The 18,892-nt window shown below is 60.5% G+C and carries 18 protein-coding genes; 9 read left to right on the plus strand and 9 right to left on the minus strand.

Annotated features, from left to right (window positions below):
• Positions 1 to 10: 10 nt before the first annotated feature.
• Genes B0E33_RS08235 through B0E33_RS08250 form a run of 4 tightly spaced genes read left to right on the plus strand, consistent with a single transcriptional unit; the run spans position 11 to position 2,613 of the window.
• Positions 11 to 724, plus strand: coding sequence for a MotA/TolQ/ExbB proton channel family protein (locus B0E33_RS08235; protein WP_208997786.1), 714 nt, complete (start codon positions 11 to 13; stop codon positions 722 to 724).
• Positions 714 to 1,088 (plus strand): ExbD/TolR family protein, encoded by a 375-nt coding sequence (locus B0E33_RS08240; RefSeq protein WP_055657393.1) that lies wholly within the window; start codon positions 714 to 716, stop codon positions 1,086 to 1,088. The genes B0E33_RS08235 and B0E33_RS08240 overlap by 11 nt, the downstream gene beginning before the upstream one ends.
• Positions 1,089 to 1,096: 8 nt before the next feature.
• On the plus strand, positions 1,097 to 1,495 hold the full coding sequence (locus B0E33_RS08245) for an ExbD/TolR family protein (protein ID WP_062490616.1): 399 nt from the start codon (positions 1,097 to 1,099) through the stop codon (positions 1,493 to 1,495).
• Positions 1,492 to 2,613 (plus strand): energy transducer TonB, encoded by a 1,122-nt coding sequence (locus B0E33_RS08250; protein WP_077290911.1) that lies wholly within the window; start codon positions 1,492 to 1,494, stop codon positions 2,611 to 2,613. The genes B0E33_RS08245 and B0E33_RS08250 overlap by 4 nt, the downstream gene beginning before the upstream one ends.
• Before the next feature lie 35 nt (positions 2,614 to 2,648).
• Here B0E33_RS08250 and B0E33_RS08255 read toward each other — a convergent pair whose 3' ends face one another.
• From B0E33_RS08255 to panC, 3 genes are all read right to left on the minus strand, one after another.
• Entirely contained in the window at positions 2,649 to 3,713 is a 1,065-nt protein-coding gene (locus B0E33_RS08255) for a bifunctional transcriptional activator/DNA repair enzyme AdaA (RefSeq protein ID WP_077290912.1), read from the minus strand.
• A 635-nt stretch (positions 3,714 to 4,348) separates the two neighbouring features.
• Positions 4,349 to 5,158, minus strand: coding sequence for a 3-methyl-2-oxobutanoate hydroxymethyltransferase (gene panB / locus B0E33_RS08260; RefSeq protein WP_077290913.1), 810 nt, complete (start codon positions 5,156 to 5,158; stop codon positions 4,349 to 4,351).
• 36 nt (positions 5,159 to 5,194) lie between these two features.
• Positions 5,195 to 6,046 carry a pantoate--beta-alanine ligase gene (panC, locus tag B0E33_RS08265; protein WP_167579628.1) on the minus strand — a complete coding sequence of 284 codons (852 nt, stop codon included), beginning with the start codon at positions 6,044 to 6,046 and terminating at the stop codon, positions 5,195 to 5,197.
• A gap of 266 nt (positions 6,047 to 6,312) precedes the next feature.
• Here panC and B0E33_RS08270 point away from each other — a divergent pair, with 266 nt between their 5' ends.
• Positions 6,313 to 7,512: a hypothetical protein gene (locus B0E33_RS08270; RefSeq protein WP_077290915.1), complete on the plus strand. Its 1,200-nt coding sequence runs from the start codon at positions 6,313 to 6,315 to the stop codon at positions 7,510 to 7,512.
• A gap of 33 nt (positions 7,513 to 7,545) precedes the next feature.
• Here the strand turns inward: B0E33_RS08270 and B0E33_RS08275 are convergent, their stop codons facing one another.
• A complete protein-coding gene (locus tag B0E33_RS08275; protein ID WP_077290916.1) occupies positions 7,546 to 8,001 on the minus strand; it encodes a VOC family protein in 456 nt (151 codons plus the stop codon).
• Between the two features lie 47 nt (positions 8,002 to 8,048).
• Here B0E33_RS08275 and B0E33_RS08280 point away from each other — a divergent pair, with 47 nt between their 5' ends.
• The 3 genes from B0E33_RS08280 to B0E33_RS08290 all read left to right on the plus strand — a co-directional run bounded on the left by B0E33_RS08280 (position 8,049) and on the right by B0E33_RS08290 (position 11,940).
• Complete coding sequence (locus B0E33_RS08280) at positions 8,049 to 8,411, plus strand: winged helix-turn-helix transcriptional regulator (protein WP_077290917.1); 363 nt, start codon at positions 8,049 to 8,051, stop codon at positions 8,409 to 8,411.
• Between the two features lie 354 nt (positions 8,412 to 8,765).
• Positions 8,766 to 9,959, plus strand: coding sequence for an HlyD family secretion protein (locus tag B0E33_RS08285; protein ID WP_077290918.1), 1,194 nt, complete (start codon positions 8,766 to 8,768; stop codon positions 9,957 to 9,959).
• A 1-nt stretch (position 9,960) separates the two neighbouring features.
• Entirely contained in the window at positions 9,961 to 11,940 is a 1,980-nt protein-coding gene (locus tag B0E33_RS08290) for a glycosyltransferase family 2 protein (RefSeq protein WP_077290919.1), read from the plus strand.
• 12 nt (positions 11,941 to 11,952) lie between these two features.
• Here the strand turns inward: B0E33_RS08290 and B0E33_RS08295 are convergent, their stop codons facing one another.
• Positions 11,953 to 13,041 (minus strand): cache domain-containing protein, encoded by a 1,089-nt coding sequence (locus tag B0E33_RS08295; RefSeq protein ID WP_077290920.1) that lies wholly within the window; start codon positions 13,039 to 13,041, stop codon positions 11,953 to 11,955.
• A gap of 210 nt (positions 13,042 to 13,251) precedes the next feature.
• Complete coding sequence (locus B0E33_RS08300; protein ID WP_077290921.1) at positions 13,252 to 13,830, minus strand: TetR/AcrR family transcriptional regulator; 579 nt, start codon at positions 13,828 to 13,830, stop codon at positions 13,252 to 13,254.
• Positions 13,831 to 13,881: 51 nt separating this feature from the next.
• Here B0E33_RS08300 and B0E33_RS08305 point away from each other — a divergent pair, with 51 nt between their 5' ends.
• Positions 13,882 to 14,577: a DUF4336 domain-containing protein gene (locus B0E33_RS08305; protein ID WP_077290922.1), complete on the plus strand. Its 696-nt coding sequence runs from the start codon at positions 13,882 to 13,884 to the stop codon at positions 14,575 to 14,577.
• A gap of 43 nt (positions 14,578 to 14,620) precedes the next feature.
• Here the strand turns inward: B0E33_RS08305 and B0E33_RS08310 are convergent, their stop codons facing one another.
• From B0E33_RS08310 to B0E33_RS08325, 3 genes are all read right to left on the minus strand, one after another.
• Positions 14,621 to 16,237 carry a thiamine pyrophosphate-binding protein gene (locus B0E33_RS08310; protein WP_077290923.1) on the minus strand — a complete coding sequence of 539 codons (1,617 nt, stop codon included), beginning with the start codon at positions 16,235 to 16,237 and terminating at the stop codon, positions 14,621 to 14,623.
• On the minus strand, positions 16,234 to 17,526 hold the full coding sequence (locus B0E33_RS08315; RefSeq protein ID WP_077290924.1) for a CaiB/BaiF CoA transferase family protein: 1,293 nt from the start codon (positions 17,524 to 17,526) through the stop codon (positions 16,234 to 16,236). The genes B0E33_RS08310 and B0E33_RS08315 overlap by 4 nt, the downstream gene beginning before the upstream one ends.
• 407 nt (positions 17,527 to 17,933) lie before the next feature.
• Positions 17,934 to 18,800, minus strand: a complete 867-nt coding sequence (locus tag B0E33_RS08325; RefSeq protein ID WP_208984392.1) for a CE1 family esterase — start codon at positions 18,798 to 18,800, stop codon at positions 17,934 to 17,936.
• Positions 18,801 to 18,892: the final 92 nt, after the last annotated feature.

The raw sequence follows: 18,892 nt of genomic DNA on the forward strand, positions 1-18,892 counted from the left end.
CGTGATCAAAATGCCTGATGTCCCTACCGCGGCCCTGCCGCACTTCCTGTCTCCGTTGACCGGCCTCGTCGATCAGGGCGGCCCGGTGGTGTTGTTCCTGCTTGCCCTTTCCCTGGTGGCGGCAGCGCTGATTGCCGCCAAGCTGCTGCAGTTCCTGTATCTGGGTGTCGGCCGTTTCGGTACTGCCCGCAAGGCGCTGGACCTTTGGCTGGACGGCCGGCCTCAGGAAGCGAAAACGATAGCGTCCGGCGGAAAATCCGTGGTTGCCGACATCATGCTGAAGCTCGTGCAGGGCAGCGCTCGCAGCGACACCAGGACCGAGCTTCTGAAAGAGGACGTCGAGCGGATCTGCATTCAGCGGATCAACACGCTGAGGGCATACCTTCGCCCGCTCGACATGATCGCGCAGACTGCACCGCTGATCGGCCTTCTGGGGACCGTACTCGGCATGATCGAGGCCTTTCAGGCCATGCAGGGCGCCGGCGCGGCGGTGGACCCTTCCGTTCTCGCCGGCGGTATTTGGGTAGCCTTGCTGACGACCGCCGTCGGCCTTTCGGTCGCAATACCCGTGTCGGCCATTGTCGGCTGGTTCGACAGCCGTATCGAGGCGGAGCAATCCGAGATGGAAGCGCTGGTCACGGCGTTCTTCACCGGGGCGATCGCCGAACGCGGTGCGGCCCGGATCGTGGCCCTGGAGGCTTCGGAGACGAGGCATGCAGTTTAAAGCAAGAGTGCGGCGCAAGCCCGTCGGCCTGACCTCGCTGATCGACGTCATCTTCCTGCTGCTGCTGTTCTTCATGCTGGCGTCCAGCTTCACACGGTACCAGTCGCTGGACATTTCCAGCGGTGCTGAAGGTGGCGGCGCGGCGGAAAGGCCCGCCTATCTGCGTATTCACACGTCGGAAAAGCTGGACCTGAATGGCCGCCCCCTGATGAAGGCGGACATGGCGGAACTGTTTTCCGCGCTCAAGGAAAACAGTGTCGTCGCGATCTGGTCCGGCCCGGATGCAAACGTCCAGGACGTGGTTGATGTCATGTCCGAGGTTCGCAGAAGCGGGCTGAAGAGCGTTCTGGTGACGGGACAATAGGTGACCTCATGCGCACGAAATCCCCACAGCGCCGCGAACCGCCGGAAAACACCATTCCGCTGATCAACGTCGTTTTCCTGATGCTGATCTTCTTCCTGTTTGCAGGGTCGGTTGCCCGGGACGATGCCAGGAAAATCGAACCGCCGCTGAACATACTGGAAGACGAGACCATCCGGTCCACCGGCGCACTCATTGTTGACCCGCAAGGCCGCACCTTTGCCGGAGAGGCTGAAGTCGACGTTGCCGACTGGCTTGCGCAGCAGGAAGAGCCAGGCGGCACTGACGGCCCGATCAAGGTGGCTGCGGACGGCACGCTGAAGGCGGACGCCCTGGAAAAGGTGTTGCGCGAGCTGAAGGATGCCGGACGCACCGACATCGTGCTCATAACAAGAAGAGGCTCTAAGTGAGTTTCGCGCGTTTCCTGGCTGCCGGGGCCATCCTTTCTCTGGTGCTGCACGGCACCGGCGCCGCCTTTTTCGCGAAAGATCCGAATGAGATCTCCATTGCAGCTTCTGAAGGCGGCGGCGTTTCGGTGATCGGGTCCATCGAGGATCTTGTAGCCGGAGCACAAGTGGATGCCGTAGCCGATCCTCAGCCTGTCGAGGACGTGAAGCCGGACGTAGAGCCAATCGAAGAAGTACAGGTGGACACCGCAAAGCCCGAGGTGCGGTCCGGCACGCCGGTGAGACCGGTAGAAGTGCAGCCAAGCCCGGCCGTTGCCGAGGCAGTGCCTGACACGCCAGCTTCAGAACCTGCTCCGTCCGTTCCGATGGTCGCAAGCGTTACTTCATTGGAACCGGTGAAAGCGCCGGCGACAACGCCGGAGGTGGCGACGGCGTCCGAAACGTTGCAGGGCAGTGTCACACCGGAACCGGTCAAGCCGCCAGTAGAGCCAGTCGAGCCGGCACCGGAGCAAAAACCTGTCGAAATTGCACGGGTGGAGCCAGCCGCACCGGTCGAGACTGTTCAGCCGGTGGACCTGCAAACCGAAGTGCAACAGCCTGTTGCCGATCCGCTGGCCGAGGTCACGCAGACACCGAACCGCAAACCCAAGCCGCCCGTGCGAAATGCGGAAGCCCCCAAGACCGAAGAGCGGGAAAAAGCCAGGAAGGTTGTGAAAGCGCAGAGGAAGGGTGTGGAAACCAGCGCCCGAAAGGGTGGTGAACGCGTCACCAGCCAGAACGCAAAATCCAACACCAATGGCCGGGCGAATGCCCGTACCAATGATGGCGGCACCAGAGCAACGTCCAACTATCAGGGCAAGGTGGTGGCCAAACTGCGCCGCGCAAAACGTTATCCCCGTGAAGCGAAACGTCAGAGACTGGAGGGAACGGTGAGTGTCGGCTTCACGATTTCATCCAACGGTGCTGTTTCCGGTATTCGCGTGACCCGGTCTTCCGGGCACCCGGTGCTGGACCAGGCCGCGCTCGACATGGTGCGCAGGGCTTCGCCCATGCCCAAGTTTCCGGGTGATATTCGTGTTGCGCGCATGAACATGCAGGTGCCAGTCCGCTTCGACCACTAACACGCCGAACCAAAACGAGGGCAAGGCGAGCACCGTCAAGCAGCAGGGGTCTGCCGGTAGCTCTGCTCCAGTTCGATCAGGCGTTGCTTGCGCCAGAGCCCCCCACCATACCCGGTGAGGGAGCCGTCCGCGCCGATCACCCTGTGGCACGGCACGACGAGAGCCAGTTGGTTGGCCCCGTTGGCCCGGGCAACCGCCCGCACAGCTTCCGGCCTCCCCAGCGCCCTTGCCAGTTCGGAATAGCTGCGGGTCTCGCCAGGCGGAATGGTCAGCAGCTCGCGCCAGACATCCCGCGTGAAGGCAGAACCGTGAAGGGCAAGCCTTGTCTGGAATTGGCCGCCGGTTCCGGCAAAGAAACGATCGAGTTCTCCCTGGATCTGGTCGGTGACCTCCGTTCGCCCAAAGCCGATCTCACCCTTGGCGTAGGTCTGCAGCTTCCTGAACTCTGTCGGAAAGGCCTTTCGGTCGAGAAATTCCAACAGATGCAGCTGGGTCCTGTCGGTGACGGCAATCAGCGGACCGAGCGGCGATGCCACCCAGTCGGCGAAAAGCAGGGGCTTGGCGGAAAAGACCCCAGGAGACTGGCCAAGAATCCTGGCAAAGGCTTCGCGAAACGCGCTCGGCGAGTCGAACCCGGCCGTGATCTGCGCATCGATCACCTTGCCGCCGTCGGCAAGTGTCGAGAACCCTTCCTGCAGGCGCCGCTGGCGCGCCATTTCCAGAAAGGTCATGCCGAAATGCCGCTTGAAGGCCCGGCGCACCGTTGAGGTGTCGAACCCCATGCGCACGAGATCCGGTTCGCCCCAGCGGTAGGATGGACGCTTTTCCAGTGCCTCGATCAACGGCTTCACCACCGGGTCGGCAGTGGCCTCCGGCGTGGTTGGACGGCAGCGCTTGCAAGGGCGGAAACCGGCGTCAAAACATTCGGACACGGTGTCATAGAAGGTGCAGTTCTCCCGCTTCGGCTTGCGCGCCGGACAGGTTAGCCGGCAGAAAATCCCGGTAGAAGCTACACAGACAAAAACGCGTCCGTCGTAGGACGGATCACGGTTCAGAAGCGCTTCATAGAGCATGTCGAAACTGGGTCGGGTCATAAGCATGACCCGACCTTACGCCCGGCGAGAATTCACTGCAGCCGGAAATCGGGCGTTAATTTCATTCCATCGGTTAGCGCCGGAAAACCAACCTTTCCGTCGTCATCCTGGCAAGCGTCAGCGCGAGCCGGGATCGGAGAGCCACCGGCGGTCGGCGTGGGCACGCGTTCAAAAGGCAAGGCGCGGGCGCTCCGATCCCGGATCTCCGTTTCACTGCGTCCGGGATGACCAACTGAGAGGAGAGAAGTCACGCGGCCAGATATTTCGTGAAACACCATGGCAAACCCACTCCATCGTCATCCCGGCCAAGCGCAGCGCGAGCCGGGATCGGAGAGCCACCGGCGGTCGGTGTGAGCACACGTGCAAAAGGCAAGGCACGGGCGCCCCGATCCCGGATCTCCGTTTCACTGCGTCCGGGATGACCAACTGAGAGGAGAGAAGTCACGCGGCCAGATATTTCGTGAAACACCATGGCAAACCCACTCCATCGTCATCCCGGCCAAGCGCAGCGCGAGCCGGGATCGGAGAGCCACCGGCGGTCGGTGTGAGCACACGTGCAAAAGGCAAGGCACGGGCGCCCCGATCCCGGATCTCCGTTTCACTGCGTCCGGGATGACCAACCGAGAGGTAAAAAACTGGTCTTACCGGTAAACCTCGCTCTCACCGGGGAAGCTGCGGTCCTTGACCTCTTCCGAATAGGCTTTCACCGCTGCCTCGATCTGGCCGCCAAGATTGCCGTAGACCTTGACGAATTTCGGTGGCGTCGGATTAAGGCCGAGCATGTCCTCCAGCACCAGGATCTGACCGTCGCACTCCGCGGACGCTCCGATTCCGATGGTCGGTATCGCGATCTGTTTGGTGATCCTCGCCGCCAGCGGCTCGACCATACCTTCCAGAACCAGCGCGAAAGCACCGGCCTCGGCAACGGCCTTTGCGTCTTCCTCGTGGCTGGCCCAGCTGTCCTCGTCGCGCCCTTGCGTCTTGAAACCGCCCATGACGTTGACCGATTGCGGCGTCAGACCGATGTGGGCCATCACCGGAATGCCTCGCTCGCTCAGGAAGCGGATGGTTTCGGCCATGCGCGCACCCCCTTCAAGCTTGACGGCCCCGCACTGGGTTTCCTTCATCACGCGGGCAGCGTTGCGGAAGGCCACCGACGGGCTTTCCTCATAGGTGCCAAACGGCATGTCGACCACCACCAGCGCCCGGCTGGTGCCGCGTACCACGGCCTTGCCGTGCATGATCATCAGTTCCAGCGAGACACCGACGGTGGATTCCATGCCGTGCATGACCATGCCGAGGCTGTCACCCACCAGGATGAAATCGGCGTATTTGTCGACGATGGCCGCCGTATGCGCGTGATAGGAGGTCAGCGAGACGATGGGATCACCGCCCTTGCGGCGGGTGATCTGCGGGGCCGTGATGCGGCGAACGGGTTTCTGGGTGCTCATGCGGCGTCCTTTCGATAAGGGGCTTGAGACGGATTGTCAGGCGGCAGGTGCAATCACCCGCTGGTCGATCAGGAGAACAGTGCCGAAGCGCACGGCCAGCAGCACCACGGCCGGGCGGTCAAGCATGCCGGAAAGCTCTTCAAGGGTTTCCGCATCGCGAATGTCGACGCTTTCCACCTTTCCCGAGGGCGCTTCGGCAAGGCTTTTGCGGACAGCAGCTTCCAGCACCGAAATTGCCGGGGCCGATTTCGCGAGTTCCTCCGCAGCGCTGAGCGACCGGCTGAGCTGGACAGCGTCGGCCCGGTGCGCCGCCGTCAGGCGAACGTTGCGCGACGACATCGCGAGCCCATCTGCCTCACGCACCGTCTTGTGCGGCACGATTTCCAGCGGCATGTCGAGATCACGGACCATCTGCCGGATCAAGGTCAGCTGCTGATAGTCCTTTTCGCCGAAGACAGCGAAATCCGGCGTGACAATGTTGAAGAGCTTGGTGACGACCGTAGAGACACCCCGGAAATGACCAGGCCTGAGAGCGCCCTGCAAAATGGCGGAGAGGCCCGGAACCTCGACGAAGGTATCTCCGCCGACGCCGTACATTTCCTCAACGCTCGGCAGAAACACGGCGTCGGTGCCTTCCGCCTCCAGAAGCGCCAGATCACGCGCTTCATCACGCGGATAGGTCGACAGATCCTCATTGGCGCCAAACTGGGTGGGGTTGACGAAAATGGTGGCAACCACGCGGCCTGCCTTTTGCCGCGCCATGCGCACGAGGCCGAGATGGCCCTCATGCAGATAGCCCATTGTCGGCACCACCCCGACGGTTTCACCCGCGCGTTTCCAGCCTCGCACAGCTTCGCGCATCTCCGCCTTCGTCCGGCAGATGATCATCTGTTTCATCCTCCCGCGACCCCGTTTCCCGCCCGGGGTTTCTTTTCGCAGGTGCAGCATAGTGACGGCGAAACGAAAGTCCAGTGGGCAAAGAGGGGAACAGACCTTGCCAGGTGCCGCCTCCATGTCGTTTGGTGCATGCTGGATCCGCAGGCTGGGGAAGTCGATGGAACCTGTCCGAACAAGAATAATAGCCGGCTCGCAAAGACCGGTTAAACGAGCAGTATTGTCAGGAGAGAAAAATAAAGAACCGCCTGAACCGACTGGTGATCTATTTTCCTGGCTATGATTTGCGTCCGGCCCGTTACTGCTTCCCGTTGCTCCGCAAGGAGTTCGACACCCTCCTGAAGATCCGGAAGGTGAACGGTGCCCTTTCCCAGCTCACCGAAGGTCTTGATCCCGGCGGCACCACGGCCAGTTGGAGCGGGCATGTCGACTGGCCGGACAGCCGTGTCGAGACAACGTTTGTGCAGCTTGGCTGGCGGGACGTCATCAAGGCCGATTTTCGGCGCTCCTGGCCACGCACGATTGCAGATGCCATCCGGTCCTTCATGATGATCGCCCAGGCGGGCGGATATCGGGCTGCATTGAAAAGCAACTGGGCGCATGGGGTCTTCTGTCTTTATCCCCCCGTTGGACTGCTTCTCTATTTCCTGGCCAGCCTGTTGCCACCCATTCTTCTGGCACCGGTCATTCTGCGCAATGTGGGCGCGGCGGTTCGGCAAGGCCATGCCGAAGAAATCGCCTGGTCCGTGTTGCTGGGAGGCAGCGCGGCGTGGATGCTCGCGGTTTACCTGCTCATGACCTGGCTGGAACCCAGGTCCTACTTCCGGTACCTGGTCAACAGCTGGCACTTCATGGCCCGGCTTGCCCGTAACGACCACCCCGAGATGCTTGCCCGTATCGAAGAAAGCGCCGACCTCATCGTTGCCGCGGCCGCGGAAGCGGACGAAGATACGGACCTGGTGTTCGTGTCGCACAGCTGCGGCACGTTCGTGGCGATCTACATTCTTGCCGCTGTCCTGCGCCGGCAGCCGGATATCGTTCGACGCCCCGGCGGCTTCTCTTTTGTCACGATGGGACCGGCGTTCGATTGCCTCGGCGGGTTCGGGGCGCAAGACGGCTTTGGTGATGCCATGACGGCGGTGGCACGGTCCGGTGTCGACTGGACGGATCTTTACGGCCCGCATGACCCGCTTTGCGGTGGCCGCACCACGCCTGTGGCGCGTTATGCGCAGCCGAACAAATCGGGCGAGACGTTGCCGGAACCCAGACGGTACAGCGTGTGCATTCCGGACCGAATGACCGCAAAGAGGTTTCGCTACCTGCGCTTTCGCTTCTTTGCGCTTCACTTCAATTACTTTTTCGCCTCGGTGCGTCCGGGTCTCTTCGACTTCTACCGCCTGACCCTTGGCCCCAAACGGGCCGTGGACCAGCTCAAGGCCTGGGACAACGGGCGGGATTAGTGGGCGACGCGATCTCCCGAGAGCTATCCAAACCTAGCGATCACCGGGGAAGCTAACGGTCTGCAAGAGTTCGATGATCTCGCCGGCCGGCCCTTCAAAAATTGCGTTGCGAACCCGCACTTCGGGTTGGCCAAGTGTCAGTGCTTCCGGGCCGTGCAGATGCCTCGCACCGGCTTCGACAATCCGCACGCAAGCCTGATCAAGATCCGTCACGCTCAAGCAGAGATGTGCGAGCGCACCTGTCGAAACCTTTTGCCCTTGCTGCGCACCAACACCTTGCATCGGGATCTCGGCCCTCAGGTCGAACAATTCGATCCAGCTTTTCCTGTCGGGTGCCTGCATCATTATCGCGCGATCGATGCCGTAGCTCGGCAGTCTCCAGTCGTGCACCTGGTGGAAACCGATTTCCTCATAAAAGGAAACGGAGCGCTGAAGGTCCGGCGAGCGGATCGCAGAGTGATGAAATCCGGTGAAAACTTGTACTGACATCGCGTGGTCTCCATGTTTCGGGAGACACCTATCGGAGTTTCCCGCGCATGGACCAGTCTGACAATTTTGACACAGCCCGCCGGACCTGGTCGACGATCCAGGAGCGAAACCGAGGGAACCTCCACGGATGGTGTGATCTTGCAGCCGGCCTCCAGACCGTGAGCGGACAATGGAAAGCGTCGATCCTGATTGTGCTGTCCGAGAAGGATAGCGGCCTACCGGACATTCAGCGCCGCCTAGAATTTGCAAGCCGCCGCGTCCTCGTCCGGGCATTGCGCGAACTTGAAAAAGATGGGTTGGTGTCCCGATCGGCACATGTTGCAACCGGCTATTCATTGACACGCGATGGCCTCGCCCTGGTGCCAATCCTGCGGCACCTTGCGGATTGGAACGCCGCACGGGCGGGCTGATTACAAGAAGACGATACTCAATGAATTGACGCTTGAACTGCCCTGCGTCTTAAACCGCTGCAATTGCCAGAAAATCTGTGGAGTCAGGTCGGCTTGAAGGGTCTGCAAAACTGTCCTTCGGGATCAGGACGTGCCTCGCTCATGCGCCACGGGATGCAGGAATGCTTCGATTTCCCTCCCTCCACAACCTTTGATCGAATTCGCCCAAGCCTCCTTGTCGATTGAATAGATTGGATTTCTTTCCACAGGCCCGGGATATTAACTAATGCAAAGAAGCTCCCTTTACACGCTTCACGCGATACGGGAGTTTGCGCTGGGGGCATTCATTCTCGACAGACTCATTTGAGAGGTCCGATGCGGATTCTGAGATTGTTGCTTGCAGGCCTGGTCATCGTCGCCGCGGGGTTTGTGATTGCAGGGGAGCAGTTGTCAGGCACCAGCGCAGATGCGGTTATCAATGCAAGGCTCACAACGGTACGGGCGCCGACAGCCGGACAACTGACGCTGGAGCACCGGCTGCTCGGATCGTCTGTTACAGAGGGTGAACAACTGGGGTCGATTGATGATCCCCTTGTCGACAACATCTACCTCAACGACATGATCCGCGAAAAGGCGTTTGCGACAGCCGAGGTCGACCGACTGTCGACCGTGATAGCCGCGATCGAACAGTCCGTCAGTGATTTGCAGGCGAGATCGGAGCGCTATCAGCAGCAGCGGATCCTGCAGCTTCAAGCGGAGCTGCGTGCCTTGACCTTCGAAATCGGTGCTGCTGAAGCCAGGGGGGATGAGGCGGAGGCGGCTTTCCAGCGCTCCAAACAGCTGACAGATCGCGGCCTGGAGGCCTCAGCCTCCTTCGAGCGGATCAGAGCGACGCAAAGGGTTGCAGCGCAGGATCTGGAAAGTGCACGCCAACGGGCGGCCGTTGTCGAAATCGAACTGCAGGCGGCTCAAGACGGAACGTTTCTGGGCGATGGTTACAATGATGCTCCCTACTCCGAACAACGCATTTCGGAACTGACACTGGAACAATCCGAAAACCAGGCCTTGCTCAATGCGGAAAAGGAAAAGGCAAAGGCCTTGGACAATCGCATCAATGTCGAGCGGCTGAGAGTGAACCGGCTGGCCTCCTCGAAACTCATTTCGAACGTCGACGGAACCGTTTGGGAAGTGCTGACGGCAAACGGCGAGACGGTTGAACGAGGCGAGCCGTTGATGCGCCTGGTGAATTGCACCTCCACGATCATCACCTTGAGTGTCGCGGAATCCGTCTATAACCGCCTCAAGATCGGAGACCTTGCCAAGTTTCGCGTGAGCAACGACCAGAAGGTTCTGGAAGGTACAATCACGCGTCTGGCCGGTTCCGGGGCAGAGACGATTTACCGAAACCTTGCCGTTGCGCCCAGCGAAAGACACCTGCAGCGCTTCGACGTGACGCTTGTCGTACCCGCAATCCGCGAAGATCCGGCACTCGCCTGTGCGATCGGAAGGACGGGCCGGGTTTTCTTCGAAGCAAGACCTCTCGATTTCCTGCGCACCCTCTGGCTCTGAGATGTTCCCGGTCCTTTACCTAAGCGACACCGTTTCCAGCATCGTGCAGCTCAACCTTGTGCTGGCGCTTGGAATGCTTGTTCCTTTGCTTCTGTCCCGGGAAAAAACCTGGCACAGGGCCCTGCTCTTTGCAGTCTGCGCCGTGCTGACAGCGCGATATCTGTATTGGCGCGCCGCCTACACGCTCGCACCGCTGGACCTGACCTTCGACTGCCTCGCAAGCTGGTCCTTCTTCGCGATCGAATGCGCAGCGTGCCTGTCCTCGCTCAGTGCATTTCTTATCCTGTCGAGGCACCGCGACCGCAAGCAGGAGGCAGACCGGCAGCAAGACTGGTGGGAACCGGAGCCCGCTCCAAAGGTGGCCGTTCTCATTCCCACCTACAACGAAGAGCGGGACGTTCTGGAACGGACGATCGTTGGAGCACTTGCCCTCGATTATCCGGATTTCAGCGTCCATGTGCTTGATGACAGCAGGCGCGACTGGCTGAAGGACTATTGTGTTGCGCAAGGGGTTACCTACGTCAGCCGGCCTGAAAACACAGGGGCCAAGGCAGGCAACATGAACCATGCGCTTCGCCAAATGGCCGAAGAAGATACAGCGCCCAGTTACATTGCCGTCCTCGATGCAGACTTCGTTCCACACAGCAATTTCCTGAAAAGAACGGTCGCTCTTCTCAAGGATGAAAAGGTTGGACTGGTTCAAACGCCGCAACATTTCTTCAACTCGGATCCGATCCAGCACAATCTCGGCCTCAGCCGGTCCTATCCGGACGAACAGCGCTTTTTCTTCGACTACCTGCAGCCGTCGCGTGATGCCTGGGGCATTGCCTTTTGTTGCGGAACCTCTTCCGTCATCCGCTGGAACGCGCTTCAGAAGATCGGATGGTTTTCGACGGAAAGCATTACAGAGGATTTCCTTCTGACGCTTTGCCTGAAGGATGCCGGTTACAACACGGTCTACCTGAATGAAGCCCTTTCCGAGGGCCTCGCACCGGAAGGTCTCAAGGAATACATCAGCCAGCGCGCCAGATGGTGCCTCGGCATGATGCAGATCGCCCGCAGCCGGTTCGGCCCCTTTTCCAACAATCGCTTGGGACTTGCCGATCGGTGGAGCGTGATCGACAGCGTGCTTTACTGGACGACCAACTTTCCGTTCCGGATCGCAATCCTCGTCTACCCGCTGCTCTACTGGTACTTCAACATCATGGTCGTCGATGCGACCTTGCAGGAAGTGCTGCGCTATTTCGGCACCTATTACCTCTGGATCCTGATCACCTTGAACTTTGTGTCCGGAGGCCTGGTCGTTCCGATCGTCAACGACATCAGCCAGCTGCTCGGCGCAGTGCCGATTACCAGGGCCGCCTTCACGGGACTGTTCTTTCCGAAGGGACATCCCTTCTCGGTGACCGCAAAAGGCGGCGACAGAAGCCGTGTGGTCGTTCAGTGGCGCTTGATTGGCCTCTTCGGCACGTTCTTCCTGCTGACCATTCTCGGCTTGCTGCTCGGCATCATCTCCGATCACTTTGCGTATAATGACGCGGGCGATGGCAAGCTCGTGATCATGTTCTGGACGTTCTACAACCTGATTGTCCTCGGCGTGACGATGATTGTCTGCGTGGAACTTCCCAGGCGCGAGATCCATTTCCAGGACAAACCCGAACGGGCCATTCTTCATTCAGACACTGGCAGAACCCGGGTCTGGATCGTGGGATTGACGCAGAACTCCGTCAGGATCCGAGGTGCGTCCATACACGACGATACCCCGGTCCGGATCGAAATCGACGGTGTTGGCATCGTCAATGCCATTGTGACGATGCCGGACGACGACGGCGCCCGCCTCCTGCTGGAGCCGCAACCGGAACAGCATGAAGCCCTGCTACGCCGCTTCTACACAACGGGAGAAGCCCCGGGCGTAACCAAAACCCGGTACCGCGCGTTGCTTGGTGACCTTGCACAAAGGCTGTCAGCGCCACAGCGCTGACAGCACAAGATCTTACGGCTGCATCTTGTTTTGTAACCGTGCGACAGCCGCACTCAGCACGCTCGCTTCCGCCGTGGTCCTTGCTTCATAGGGGTAGATGTCCTCACCGCGCATGACAGCCCTGGCGGTTTTTGCCAGTTTGCGAAAAGGTCGAACGAAAATCAGGATGAACAAGGCCGTAAGAGCGGCAAGGACGATGCCGAGGGTCACGAAGTAGACGATGAAAAGGTTCGTGAATTCGCCGATGGGGTGCGCAGTGTTGTTGATGCGCGCGATCATGCTCCAGCCGAATGCGGGCAGGTCCGCATAGCCGAGCACCGGGATCACTGTCGTAAAGTAAGTTGCGCCATCCGGCCATTTCTCCACCCCGGTTTGCCGGGCACCGGTCATTGCGGACCGAAAACTCTGCAGCTTGTCGATCGGCTCGGAAAGGCCATCTGTTCGTGCAACAATGTTCCCTGTCCGGTCGATCACATAGACATCCAGCCCCATGGAATGGGCGGTTTCAGTCAGATATTGCTCGACCCAGTGGTGATTGATATGGAAGGCTAACACCCCTTCGACCGACCCGAACTCATCCGTTACAGGCGTTGCCATATCGAGAAAGCGGCGAGGCTCGTTTCCAATGGGTGGCAGCAGCTCCGCCAGAAGAACGGCTGGATGAACATCCCCGGCGAAATCTCCTCCAAGTCCATTCGTGAACCAGGGGCGCGAGGAAACATCGGCCCCTTCCAGCATGCCTGATGAGGCCGTCAGGACCTTTCCATCGACCGACGCAAGACCGGCCCAGGAGATTCGCTCCTTTTCGGCGACGATCAGATCCAATGCTGTTCTGACGGCAGGCTCGCCGCGCCCTGTCATCTCAACCGCAACAAGCCGAAGATTGCGCCAATCCTGGTGAAGTTCCCGGGCAAAATCCAGCCCAACACCCCTGGCCCTGACCGAGACGGCTTCCGCAAGTGCAGCGTCGCGGCTTTCCTTCAGCCGCTGGCCGACGAACGACCAGGCACTGAGCACCGCGATCACACCTCCAAGTGCAACAAAACCACATATGGCCACCACCAAAGAGGGGTAGCCAGTTCTGGCACGCTTCTCCGTCATCAATCACTCCTCATCCCACGGAAAGTGAATCAGACACAGCGAATAGGGGAAATTGTGTGACACCCACGACCACCGATAGTGGGTAACAATGCTTGGCAGGCGGTTTCAGGCTCGATGGTTAAGGGTTTCTTGCCAGACTGATTAAAATTCACCCCGTCGTGGAGGCTAGCGAACTAGGTAATAATGGCAGCGTCGCTACACATGGATGCATCAGGCAGTCACTCCGCCAATGCCTTCCACCACAAGTCGCACAATCTTGCGAATGTCTGCCTCTGGAACCACGCCAGCCTGCAAACCGTTCAGCATGGCCTGTCCATAGACACCCAGTACGATCAGGGCCATGAATTCCGGTCCTTCATCCTTGCGGATCAACCCCTGGGCCTGGCCGAGAGCCAGGATGTCCCGCACGAGCCCCTGAAACGAGGGGCGGTCTGACGGTGGCTCGAGGGAAGGTCTTTGAACCGGCACCAGTGCAAGCCGCGCCACTGCGGGGTTGGCCATGCACCAATGGGCACTGTCTATCAGCACCGCTTCGAGCAACGTTACCGCATGCTGCCCCTCGGCCATGCGGTCACGATAGTCTGTGTCCCGGGCTTCCACCCGCGCTATGAGGCTGAGAGCAATGTCTTCCTTCGACCCGAAGAGATTATAGACGGTCTTGCGCGTCAGACCTGCTCGCTCGGCAATCACATGAACCGTAGCCCCTTCGAACCCAAGTTCGCGAAACGCGATTTCCGCAGCATCGAGGATGAGTGCGCGCGAGCGCTCGGTGCGTTTCAGACTTGTCATTTTTATACTCTAGTGTAATTTTACACTCGTGTAAACAAATGGAACCAAGCGATGCTCGAGGAATTCGGACCGGAAATCTGGATTGCGGAAGGCCCGACAGTGAGAGCCGCTGCCGGATTTCACTATCCCACGCGCATGGCGATCATCCGCCTTTCCAACGAAGGGTTAGTCGTCTGGTCGCCCGTTGCCTTTTCTCCGGAGCTCGGTTGTGCCGTCGATGCGCTCGGCACGGTCCGATACATCGTTCCGCCGAACAGTCTGCATGACACCTTCCTTGCCGAATGGCAGCAGGCCTATCCCGACGCCGAAATTCTCGCACCACCGGGTCTGCGTAAAAAGCGCCCGGATCTTGTCTTCGCTGGCGAGCTCGCTGGCATCACGGTGCCCGGCTGGCAGGCAGAGATTGATGTCGTGGTGGTTCCAGGAAACCGGATTACCAGCGAAGCCGTATTGTTCCACCGGGCCAGCGGCACGGCTATCTTCGCGGATCTGCTGCAGCAGTTTTCACCGGGCTGGTTCAAGGGATGGCGTGCCCTGGTAGCCCGCCTCGACCTGATGACAAGGCAAACGCCTTCTGTTCCACGGAAATTCCGGCTCGCTTTCACGAACCGGGATGCCGCCCGGTTTGCCGTGCGGCAAATCTTGGACTGGCCCAGCAAGAGGGTTCTGATCGCGCACGGCACCCCGGTGTCCGAAAACGGCCAGGCCTTTCTCCGGGATGCCTTCCACTGGCTAATCAAATCGTGACGTCCAGAGACATTGCGCAAATCTCAGCTAGGTCTAGCCTTCTCTAAAACGTCCCGTCATATGCCCGCCGCTCAATCCGGCAGGCCAGCAGGGTGAAACCTTCGCGGGCGAGCGCGTCCTCGGCCTCACGGTGCAAAGTTTCTGCATCCTCCACCCACACACCGTGGCCGCCATAGGCCCTGGCGACGGCCGGGAAATCCGTTTCGCCGAAATCCACACCCACATTCGGGCGCTGGCTGGAGCGCTGTTTCAACTCGATCAGCGACAGGCTTGTGTCGACCAGCACACAGATGATGACGGGGATCTTGAGGTCACGCAGGGTGGAAAGTTCACCGAGGCACATTTCCAGACCTGCGTCGCCGACAAAGGCAATCACAGGGGACGCGCCTTCGACAACGCGATGGCCCATAGCCAGCGGCACGGCGCAGCCCATGGTGCAGAGCGCGGAAGACTGCAGCATCTGACGAGGCATCGGACAGCGCCAGATCTGGCTGACAAGAATGCGGTGAGCACCGCTGTCGGCGGTTGCCACCGTGTCGGCCGGCAAGGCCGCGCGCAGCGTGTGGAAGACCGTGCCCGGGCCCCAGCCGGACGCTTCCGGTGCGAAGGCCTTGTCCAGCTCGGCCCGGACGGCGGCAGGTTCCCCTTCCGGCCAGGAGGGCTTTGCCGGCTGGCGCGCGGCGCCCAATAGATCAAGCGCCGGCTGCACTGCGCTGCGCAGCGTTGACCGTACACTGTGCATGCCATGGGTGCGCAGCACCGGAGTGATGTCGACCACAGGCGCGTCGGCATCCCACGGATTGCGCCAGTTGATACGCATCTCGATGGGGTCGTAGCCGAGCAGTAGAATGCAGTCGCTCTTGTTGATGAGCGGCAGCAGCAGGCCATCGGCCTTGGGTGAGAGGCCGGCTCCGCCAAGGGCAAGCGAATTGTTTTCGTCGAGCAGGCCCTTGCCCTTGTAGCTGGTGACAAGCGGGATTTGGAACGCTTCGCAGAATTCGGAAATTGCAGCCGAAGCTGCCTCGTTGACGGCATCGACACCGGCGATCGCAATCGGCCGTTCGGCCTTTCTGAAAAGGTCCAGCGCAGTGTCGAGATCCGGGCCGGGCACCGGTGCGGTTGCGACCGGTGAAGACTGGAACACACGGCTCCAGGCTTCCTGTGTTTCCCCCTCGGCAACACGGATCGGTACGTCGATGTGCACCGGGCCAGGCTGGCCGTCGAGCGCAATGGCCAGCGCCTTTTCCATCATCACGTCCAGAGCGCCCAGGCGAGCAGAGAAGCTGGCCTTGACGATGGGGCGCAGCAACTGTTGATGATCGAACACCTGGTGGGTGTAGCTTTCCGCCTCTCCCTGGTCGACACACCCGGTGAGGAAGATCAGCGGCACCCGGTCCTGCCAGGCATTGGCAACGACGTTGACCGCATTGGCCGCCCCCGGCCCGAGCGTTGCCAGAAGCACGCCTGGCGCGCCGTCGGCATGCCAGCCGCCTTCGGCCATGAAGCCACCCGCATTCTCGTGCTTCACCAGCACGAAGTTGAGGCCCGCCTCGTCCAGCGCCTGCATGAGGGCTAGCACCTCGCCGCCCGGAATGCCGAAGGCGTGACGGCAGCCTGCCGCGTGAAGTTTGCCTGCGATGATATCCGCACCGGTGGTCATTTGCTGCTGTGTCCTTCAGTCGCCGTGTCTGGCGGGGTTGGGCCGAGGTCGAGAATGCCTCTGCCGGCAAGATCGGAAAGGGTGTCTGCACCAAGTCCAAGCAGACGGGTCAGAACATCCGCAGTATCCGCTCCCACAAGCGGTGGCGCGCTGCGGTAGGCAACCGGCGTCTTTTCCAGGTTGATGGGCGAGCCGATCAGATCGACTTCGCCGCCAAGCGGATGCGGCAGGGTGATCCGCATCTGGCGCGCCAGCACCTGCGGATCGGCAAAAACCTGTTCCAGATCGTTCACCGGGCCGCAGGGAACGCCTGCAGCTTCAAGCTCGGCAATCCACTCTGCCGCGGCCTTCTCGATTGTCAGACGCCGGATCTTCGGGACCAGCTCCGCACGGTTGCGCACCCGGTCGGCATTCCTGGCATAACGCGGATCTTCGGCCAGTTCCGGCGCACCGGCAACCTTGCAGAACTTGCCGAACTGGCTGTCATTGCCAACTGCCAGAATGAAGGACTGATCGCTCGCCGGAAACGTCTCGTAGGGCACGATGGTGGGATGGCCGTTGCCGAGGCGGCCCGGCACCTTGCCGGAGGTAAGATAGGCCACACCCTGGTTGATCAGCCAGGAGACCTGAGCATCCAGCAGCGAGATATCGATGGACTGACCTTCTCCGGTGCTGTTGCGGTGGTTGAGTGCGGCGAGGATGGAGACGGTCGCATACATCCCGCACATGACGTCGGCGATGCCGACACCGCATTTGGTTTCCGTGCCGCCGTCCTCATCCGCAAAGCCTGTCAGCGACATGATCCCGCCCATGCCCTGGATCAGGAAATCATATCCTGCCCGCTGTGCGTAGGGGCCGGTTTGCCCGAAGCCGGTTATGGAACAGTATATCAGGCGCGGGTTGCGGACCTTCAGCGTGTCATAATCAAGCCCACGCCGCTTCAGGTCACCGACCTTGAAGTTCTCCACCAGAATGTCGGCCTTTGCCGCCAGATCGGCAATTAGCCGCTGCCCTTCGGGGCTGGCGAGATCAATGGCGACGGACGCCTTGTTGCGATTGGAGGAAAGGTAGTAGGCGCTTTCGCCGGTCTCCCTGCCCTCACCATCTTTCAGGAAGGGCGGTCCCCAACCGCGCGTGTCGTCCCCCCGGCCCGGCCGTTCGATCTTGATCACCTCCGCACCGAGATCGCCCAGGATCTGGGTGCAGGTCGGTCCGGCGAGAATGCGGGAAAGGTCGAGGACAACAAGGCCGGACAAGGCGCCGGATGCGGCAGGAGACGGCTGGGACAAGGCTCACCTTCAAAATGACGTTTCCCGGTAAAGGCCACAGGCTGATGGGCGCCGTCAACAAGCCAGCATCAGCCCCCCGGACAAGCCGCCTCACTTTCTCGTTAGAAAACGAGAAGGAGGGGCGTTCGGAAAAGAACGTCTGGCAGGCAGAGGAATGGCCCAGACCGGGCAAAGGGATTGTCGGGATCAACACACCTAAGTGCCAGGAGAAGCGGTTGCGAGACAATTGATGCCCTGGAACCGAGTAGGCCCCGGGTCTCGCGGTGCTCGCCCGGGAGGACGACGGAGAGGGTTTTCTTGCGGCAGGTCAGTTTCCAACCCTATGAATATCCAACCATCTTTGGTGCCCCCATCCAGTTCGTCATGCCTTGAAATCCAACTTGGCTCAGCGCACGCCTCGTTCTTGCCTAGGTCGTCCAGCCCTTCATCTCGGCAAGCTCGTTCCAGGCGCGTTTGATCCAGCTGGCGCTCACGCTGTGGCCGCCGTCGTGGAGGCAAAGCTCCAGGAAGCCGTGTTTCGGCTGCCAGGTTTCACAGGTGAGGTTGCCTTCGGTATGGGTCTTCGGCGCGGTTTCAGAGAGACCGTCCTTGCGGCGCCAGACGTCGAAACTCTTGAAAACGTCCCCCTGTTTCCACTTGCCCCCGCCAAGCCAGCGTCCCTCGAGCGGCACAACGGTGTCCGACGTGCCATGCACGTGGAAAAGATAGGGGGTCTCCGTCACGCAGGACTGCGGCAAAGGTTCCCAGAAGGCGCCCGCGATCGGTGCATATCCTGCAAACATGCCGGAATCCTCGCAGGCCATGTACCAGGTCATGAAACCGCCGGAGGAAAAGCCGGACAGCATGGTGCGGCTTCGGTCGATGCCGAAGCGGTCGGATAGATCCTGAAGGACGCTGTCGAAGAACGCCGGTTCGTTCCGCAGGTTGCGCGGCGCTGTCGGGAAAGACCAAGTGCCGTTCATGCCCTGAACAGCAACGAAGGCAACACCCAGATCGTCCGCCATCTTGCGGAAGCTCTGGTTGCGGATCTCGTTGATGGCCTTGCCGCGATGGCCATGCAGGAAGAAGATTGCACCCAGAGGCTTGTCGACCGGCCGGTTCTCCGGCAGGTGGATGAAATATTCGCCGTTCGTGACGTCGCAGGGTTTTTCCTCGCCGCAGGCTGCGGTGCCTGCCGCGTGCGATGGTGCGCCGAATGCGCCCAGAGCCAGAACCACGGCGCCCGCCAGCAGGCCGAGGCGTCTGGAAAACCCGGTAACTGTCGCCAATGACATGAAGTGCTCCTTGCACGGTAAAAACCATTGCCCCGCTCCGCCGGTAAGGATGGCTCCCGGACGGCGTTTGTCCAGCGGTTCGTCTTCACAAA

Source organism: Roseibium algicola (assembly GCF_001999245.1).
In the GTDB taxonomy this organism is placed as follows: domain Bacteria; phylum Pseudomonadota; class Alphaproteobacteria; order Rhizobiales; family Stappiaceae; genus Roseibium; species Roseibium algicola.